The sequence below is a fragment of the Luteitalea sp. genome (assembly GCF_022842525.1).
Taxonomy (GTDB): Bacteria; Acidobacteriota; Vicinamibacteria; order Vicinamibacterales; family Vicinamibacteraceae; genus Luteitalea.
Map to the genome: position 1 here is coordinate 1 of NZ_JALHPM010000269.1, position 6,343 is coordinate 6,343.

Consider the following 6,343-nt stretch of genomic DNA (forward strand, 5'->3'; position numbering starts at 1 on the left):
CGGCGCGCCCGCGCCGGCGTCGCCCGTGAGCCCGGCGCCCGGACTCATCCCGGCCCACGGTGGCCGCCATCGCTGCGCCTGGTGCGGCGACGATCCCCTTTACGTGCGCTACCACGACGAGGAGTGGGGCCGGCCCGTGTTCGACGACGTCCGCCTGTTCGAGAAGATCTGCCTCGAAGGGTTCCAGTCGGGCTTGAGCTGGCTCACGATCCTCCGCAAGCGCGAACACTTCCGCTCCGCGTTCCGCGGCTTCGACCCCGCCACCGTCTCGCGGTTCGACGCGCATGACGTCGCGCGCCTGTTGAACGACGCCGGGATCGTGCGGCATCGCGGCAAGATCGTGTCCGCCATCAACAACGCCGCCCGCGCGCTCGAGTTGCAGGCCGAGTTCGGATCGCTCGCCGCCTACGCGTGGTCGTGGGAGCCGCCACGCGCCGAGCGGCCGGGCGTCGTGACGTGGGACGCGGTCAAGGCGATGCCGACCACCGCAACCTCCGCGGCGTTGTCGAAGGACCTCAAGCGCCGGGGCTGGACGTTCGTCGGGCCGACGACCGTCTACGCGTTCATGCAGGCGATGGGCCTCGTGAACGATCACGTCGAGGGTTGCTTCGTGCGACCCGCGGCGAGCCGGGCTCGACGGGCCAGCGTGCCGCCCGTGCCGGCTACTGCTGTTCGACGCTGAACCCGGCCTGACGCAGCAGCGCCACCACACTGTCGCCGCCGACCAGGTGCGCGCCGCCCACCACCGCGAGACACGGCGCAGGCTCCGCGGAGCAGGCGGCGATCTGCGGCACCCAGGCCCGATTGCGGTCGACGAGCATGCGCTGGTACACGTCCGGCGACTCGCGGAACTCATCGAGCAACAGGCGCTCGAGCGCCCTGACGTCACCGCTCCGCCAGGCGCGGACGATGTCGGCCACGGCGCCGACCTGCGTGTCGATGTCGCCCAGTACCGCCTTCAGCATGTCGATCTGGACGGGCATCGGCAGGCTGTCGAGGGCCGAGAGCTGCGCCGCAACGGTTTCGAGCCCACGCACGGGGCGGGCGGCCGCTTTCGCCCGATCGTAGAAGTGACGGTCGAGTCCGAACGCCGGGTCGTAGCCGGCACGCTGGAGAGCCGGCACCGCCAGTGTCATCGCGGCCAGCCACGGCTTCATGCGGTCGACGACAAGCATCGGCAGGCCCGCCGCCGACGCCTTGGCCTGCACGAGCGCCGCCGTATCCTTGTCGAGGATCGCCGTGAGCGTGCGGCCGTCGGTCAGCATGGCCTTCGACGCGAGCGGCAGCACCGCCCCGGGGTCGGACGAGGCGCCGAGGTCGACCTCCTCGACGAGGGTGCGCGTTTCGCTGAAGGCGCGCTCGAACACCGCGGGCAGCGGATACGCGTCTTTGCTGAGCACGTGCACGGAGCCGACGAGGTAGGCGATGGTTCGGGCGTCCTTCGTGACCTTCCACACGAAGTGGGACCCTGCCGCCGTCGCCGGCGCCTGGGCGTGTGCCACGGGCGCGAATGCCGCCACCAGGAGAAGCGCGCAGACGCGGAGGCAGCCAGAAGAACGCATGGTCGAGCGTAGCACGCGGGTCCGCCGGCACCCTGCCCGCACCGGCACGCTGTTACCATGAACGCGATGACCTTCGCCGAGACCCTCACCGGCGCCCTCGTCATGGCTCCCATGACCAAGGGTTCGAACCTGCCCTACCGCCGGTTGTGCGTGGAACTCGGTGCCCGCGTCACGATGAGCGAGATGACCGTGGCACGGCGTCTCAAGCAGAAGCGCAAGGGCGAGTTCGCCCTCATCCGCCGCGCGCCCGACGAGCCGTTCTTCGGCGTCCAGCTGGCCGGCACGAATCCCGAAGAGATGGCCTGGGCGGCCGGTCTCGTCGAGTCGCGTGGCGCCGACTGGGTGGACATCAATTTCGGCTGCCCCATCGATCACTTCACGCGCAAAGGCCTCGGCGCGTCGATTGGCCGGCAGCCGAACCGCATCCGGCGCATCGTCGACGCCATGAAGCGAGGGGTGACGCGGGTGCCGATCACCGCCAAGATCCGCCTCGGGTGGAACGACGACGACCGCAACTTCCTGGATCAGGCGAAGGCCGCGGCCGACGGCGGCGCCGACGCGATCACCGTGCATGGCCGCACGAGGAACGCCCGATACCGGCTGGCCGCGGACTGGGACGCCATCGGCCAGGTCGTGCGCGCGGTGCCGGTGCCGGTCATCGGCAACGGCGACGTGCTGTTTCCGCACGAAATCGGCGAGGCGCGCGCGCGTTCTGGCTGCGTCGGCGTCATGTCGGCCCGCGGCGTGCTGATCAAGCCGTGGCTGTTCCGTGAAGCGACCGAAGGGTATCTCGATCTCGACGGCGAGGCGCGCGTGGCCATCTACCGGCGATACGTCACGCTGGCGCTCGAGCACTGGGGTGACGACGACCACGGCCGCGCCAGGGTGCGCGAGTTCCTCCGCTGGCACGTCGGCTTCTGGTGCCGCTATGCGCGGCGGCGCGCCGACGGCACCTGGCCCACGATGCAGCAGCGCGAGGATGCGCCGGTGCTGCGGTCGCCTCTCGAGGCACTGCTGGCCAGGGCCGACGAGGCGGCGCTCGAGTTCGTCACCGACGGGCTGCTCTCCGGCGCACCGCTCGACCCCGAACGCGCGCCGGCCCTGCAAGCGTCGACGGACGACACCGACGTCGTGGTGGAAGGCTGAGATGAGGCGCCGCGGAGGGCCACGACCGTCTGGGTGGTCTGGCTGGCGCGCTGCCGCCATCGCCGCGGTCGCCGTCAGTGTCGTCGCGACCACGGTGGTGGTCGCGCAGCGACCACCATCCGTGATGGCGAGCGTCGATGCTGCCAGTCTCGCTGGCGACTGGTACGAGGTGGCGACCACCGGAACCTGGTGGCACCGCCAGTGCCTGGCAGATACGCGCTATGGCTTCGACCTGCCAGGACCGGGCGGGCTTCGCGCGACGAGCATCTGCTCCACGCGCGACGGCCTGGCGCGCTTTCGCGGGCGCCTTCGCGCGGCGCGAGCCGGCGATGGACGGCTCGCCATCCGCTTCACGCCGCCGATCTTCAACTGGCTCCCGGCCACGTGGAGTGACTTCTGGATCCTCGAATCCGGCGCCGGGCAGGGCTGGTTGCTCGTCGGCGACAATCGGCGGGAGCGCCTGCTCGTGCTCTCACGCTTCGTGGCGCTCGATGAATCGGCCATGGCCCAGGCCGTTGCGGCGGCTCGGCGGGAAGGCTACGACCCCGGTCGCCTGGTGCGCGTGCCACATCCCGCCGGTGCCACGGGTCTCCTTCCCAGACGCTGAGCTCAGTCGACGGGCGGGAGGCGGTGCGCGGCCTTTCGGCGTTCGAGTTCGTCGAGCGAACGTGGCCAGTCACTCTTCAGCAGTCGCGAGAGCCCCCGGTCGGCCAGCAGGCGCCCCTGCGTCTGGCAGGCGGGACAGTAGTTCGCTTCGTTGGCTGCGTACCGCAGGCGCTGGATCGGCGTGCCGCAGGTTGGACACGGATGACCGTAACGGCCATGGGCGGCCATGCCGTCGCGAAACGCCGTTACGCGCGCGGGGAAAGTCTCGCCCGCCGCGGCGATGAGGGCGTCACGCCATTCCTGCAGCACGGCACGCGCGGCTCCGTGCAACGCGTCTACCTCGTCGGAGGTGAGTCCGTCGGACAACCGCAGGGGCGACAGACGGGCGCGGTGCAGGATCTCGTCGGAGTACGCGTTGCCAATTCCGCTGAAAAGACCCGGGTCCGTGAGCGTCCGCTTGAGCGTGTGCCGTTCGCGCTGGAGGGCCTCACGGAACTGGGCCTGGCTGGCGGTGAGGACCTCGAGGCCGCCGGGGTCCATCACGGCGAGCGCCGCCTCATCGGGAATCACGTGCACGGAGGCGCGACGGGTCGTACCGGCTTCTGTCAGCAGGAGCGTCCCGCCCGGGACGTCGAGGGCGAGCAGGCCCACACGCGCCGGAATCGGCGCGTTCGCCGGCTTCCACTGGAACCGGCCGGCGATCATGAGATGAATGACGAGGAATGGGCCATCGAGGTCGAGCACCACGCGCTTTCCGATGCGCCGGAGTCCAGCGACGCGTCGGCCTTCGAGCGTGTGGATGTCGGGTGTGGTGGTGCGAACGACGAACGGACTGGACAGGCGGATGCGCTCGATCAGCCGTCCCACGAGCCGTGGGCGCAGGGCGTGCAGGTAAAGCTCGATGTCCGGCAGCTCCGGCACGGGTCCCATGCTAGCAGTCTGCCTTCGCCGTGTGGGCACGAGAGGCCAGGTCCGGGTCTGCCTCGTCTATGCTGAACCCGTCATGGATCGTGGAGGCTGGTTGGTCGTCGTGGCAGTGGCGGTGGGCAGTGCGGTCGGCGGCATCGCCCGGCACGTGCTCACGGAGGCCGTCGTCAGGGTCGTTGGCCCTGGCTTTCCGTGGGGCACGGTGGTCGTGAACGTCTCTGGCTCTCTCGCGACCGGAGTAGTGACTGCGCTGGCGAGTTCAGCGGGGGACTGGCCTCCGGTGTGGCGGCATGCAGCGGTTACCGGGGTGCTGGGCGGCTACACGACATTCTCGGCGTTCAGCTTGCAGACCGTGTCCCTGCTGCAGCAGGGACACACGGTTGCGGCCCTCATGAATGTGGGCGTGTCCGTCGCCTTGGGAGTCGCGGCGTGCTGGGTGGGTTATGCCGCGACGGCCGCGCTGGTTCGCTAGCGCTCGACGGGCTCGTGCCTGAGTCGGCAGCCGCTAACGCGCCTGCGCGAGCTCCGCGAGGCGCCGCTGGACCTGCGTGTTCGCCGGGAACTCGGACTTCAGCGTTTCGAGGACCTGCCGCGCCGCGCTGAGGTCACCCGCCGCGGCCAGTGCGCCTGACCGCAGCAGGCCGGCCCGCACACGCAGGCGCGTGTCTTCGGTGGGCACCCTGAGGGCGTCGAGGCGAGACAGTGCCGCGGCAGGGTCCTTTCTGTCGTTGATGATCGAGTCGACGCGGGCCAGCTGCAGCTCGAGGTGGGCCGGGAATCGGTCTGCCACGACGTCGAGGATCGCGGCCGCATCGCCCAGCCGACCGGCCTGGCGGTCCGCGTTTGCCTGTTGGTGCGCGGCAGCGATGAGGAGGCGGCTCACGTCTTCCGGATCACCGGTGTTCACGGCCACGCCGCCCGCGTATCCATACACGAGGCGGCCTCCAAGATCGGCGGCCCGATACAGGACGCCCACCGCGGCAAGCCCCGCTACCGCGGCGGCAATCTGGGCAGTACGGGCCGCACCGACCTTCCGGGCCGTAAGCGTCGCCGCCACCGCTTCCACGGCGAGCAGCAGCAGGAACGCGTTCCTTGCCCGCTCGCCCCATTCTTCGTGCTCGACCACGGCCGGCCGCGCGCCCGGCACGCGCTCCACCGGCCCGTGTGCATCGGCACCCGACCGCACGGCAACCAATGAGGCAAGCGTCCCGAGCGTGATGAGCGCAAGAGCGGCGGGCGACAGCCAGGCTACACGCACCGCCAGCGACAACAGGCGAAACAGGACGCCAACGATGATGAGCGCAACGACGAAGTGAACGACTTGCGGGTGAAAGGCGGCAAGACTCGGCATGCGGGAGGCGCTCCTGCGAAAATCAGTCTACCCGCAAAAGAAAAAGCCCGACGCACTGATGCGTCGGGCTTCCCCTTCGATATATCCCCGGCAGCGACCTACTCTCCCACGCACCTACGCACGCAGTACCATCGGCGGTAGCAGGCTTAACTTCCGTGTTCGGAATGGGAACGGGTGTGACCCTGCTCCTATGGCCACCGGGAAACTTGGTGTCTGGGGTCCCGCGGTTGCTCAATATGCGAGCGCGCGCAGGTCGTCCCAGATCATCTTATGACCGTGTCCGCAGACACGGTGTGAATATCCTGCAATCGATCGTTCTTTGATCACACACCCGCAGCAGGCGAGTGAATATGGTCAAGCCTCACGGCTAATTAGTATCGGTCAGCTCCACGTATCGCTACGCTTCCACACCCGACCTATCAACCTGGTAGTCTACCAGGAGCCTTCAGGGACTTACGTCCAGGGAAATCTCATCTTGTGGAGGGTTTCACGCTTAGATGCATTCAGCGTTTCTCCCTTCCGGACTTAGCTACCCGGCGCTACCACTGGCGTGATAACCGGTACACTAGAGGTCCGTCCAACCCGGTCCTCTCGTACTAAGGTCAGCCCCACTCAAATTTCCTCCGCCCATCACAGATAGAGACCGAACTGTCTCGCGACGTTCTAAACCCAGCTCACGTACCGCTTTAACCGGCGAACAGCCGGACCCTTGGAACCTGCTACAGCTCCAGGATGCGATGAGCCGACATCG

Annotated in this window: 7 protein-coding genes and 2 rRNA genes; 4 read left to right on the plus strand and 5 right to left on the minus strand. The window is 68.7% G+C overall.

Translation table 11 applies throughout. The annotated features are described in order from the left end of the window. Positions 1-46 precede the first annotated feature (46 nt). Complete coding sequence (locus tag Q0C41_RS28875; RefSeq protein WP_367079321.1) at positions 47-682, plus strand: DNA-3-methyladenine glycosylase I; 636 nt, start codon at positions 47-49, stop codon at positions 680-682. Here the strand turns inward: Q0C41_RS28875 and Q0C41_RS28880 are convergent. Then, positions 663-1,562, minus strand: a complete 900-nt coding sequence (locus Q0C41_RS28880; protein WP_291990048.1) for a TraB/GumN family protein — start codon at positions 1,560-1,562, stop codon at positions 663-665. The genes Q0C41_RS28875 and Q0C41_RS28880 overlap by 20 nt on opposite strands. A 57-nt stretch (positions 1,563-1,619) precedes the next feature. On the opposite strand from Q0C41_RS28880, the gene Q0C41_RS28885 reads away from it, so the two are divergent. Continuing rightward, complete coding sequence (locus Q0C41_RS28885; RefSeq protein ID WP_291990050.1) at positions 1,620-2,708, plus strand: tRNA-dihydrouridine synthase family protein; 1,089 nt, start codon at positions 1,620-1,622, stop codon at positions 2,706-2,708. 1 nt (position 2,709) lies between these two features. Beyond that, positions 2,710-3,315, plus strand: coding sequence for a lipocalin family protein (locus Q0C41_RS28890; RefSeq protein ID WP_291990053.1), 606 nt, complete (start codon positions 2,710-2,712; stop codon positions 3,313-3,315). A gap of 2 nt (positions 3,316-3,317) precedes the next feature. On the opposite strand, the gene Q0C41_RS28895 is transcribed toward Q0C41_RS28890, so the two are convergent. Then, entirely contained in the window at positions 3,318-4,244 is a 927-nt protein-coding gene (locus Q0C41_RS28895; protein ID WP_291990055.1) for a DNA-formamidopyrimidine glycosylase family protein, read from the minus strand. A 73-nt stretch (positions 4,245-4,317) separates the two neighbouring features. Between Q0C41_RS28895 and Q0C41_RS28900 the strand changes: the two genes are divergently transcribed. Continuing rightward, the gene (locus tag Q0C41_RS28900; protein WP_291990057.1) at positions 4,318-4,713 is read left to right on the plus strand and encodes a CrcB family protein; all 396 of its coding nucleotides are present in this window, start codon (positions 4,318-4,320) and stop codon (positions 4,711-4,713) included. 33 nt (positions 4,714-4,746) lie between these two features. Here Q0C41_RS28900 and Q0C41_RS28905 read toward each other — a convergent pair whose 3' ends face one another. The 3 genes from Q0C41_RS28905 to Q0C41_RS28915 all read right to left on the minus strand — a co-directional run. Next, entirely contained in the window at positions 4,747-5,592 is an 846-nt protein-coding gene (locus Q0C41_RS28905) for a DUF2231 domain-containing protein (RefSeq protein WP_291990060.1), read from the minus strand. A gap of 85 nt (positions 5,593-5,677) precedes the next feature. Further along, positions 5,678-5,794 (minus strand): 5S ribosomal RNA (gene rrf / locus Q0C41_RS28910). Positions 5,795-5,942: 148 nt separating this feature from the next. Next, positions 5,943-6,343: ribosomal RNA gene (locus tag Q0C41_RS28915) — 23S ribosomal RNA — on the minus strand; the annotation flags it as partial.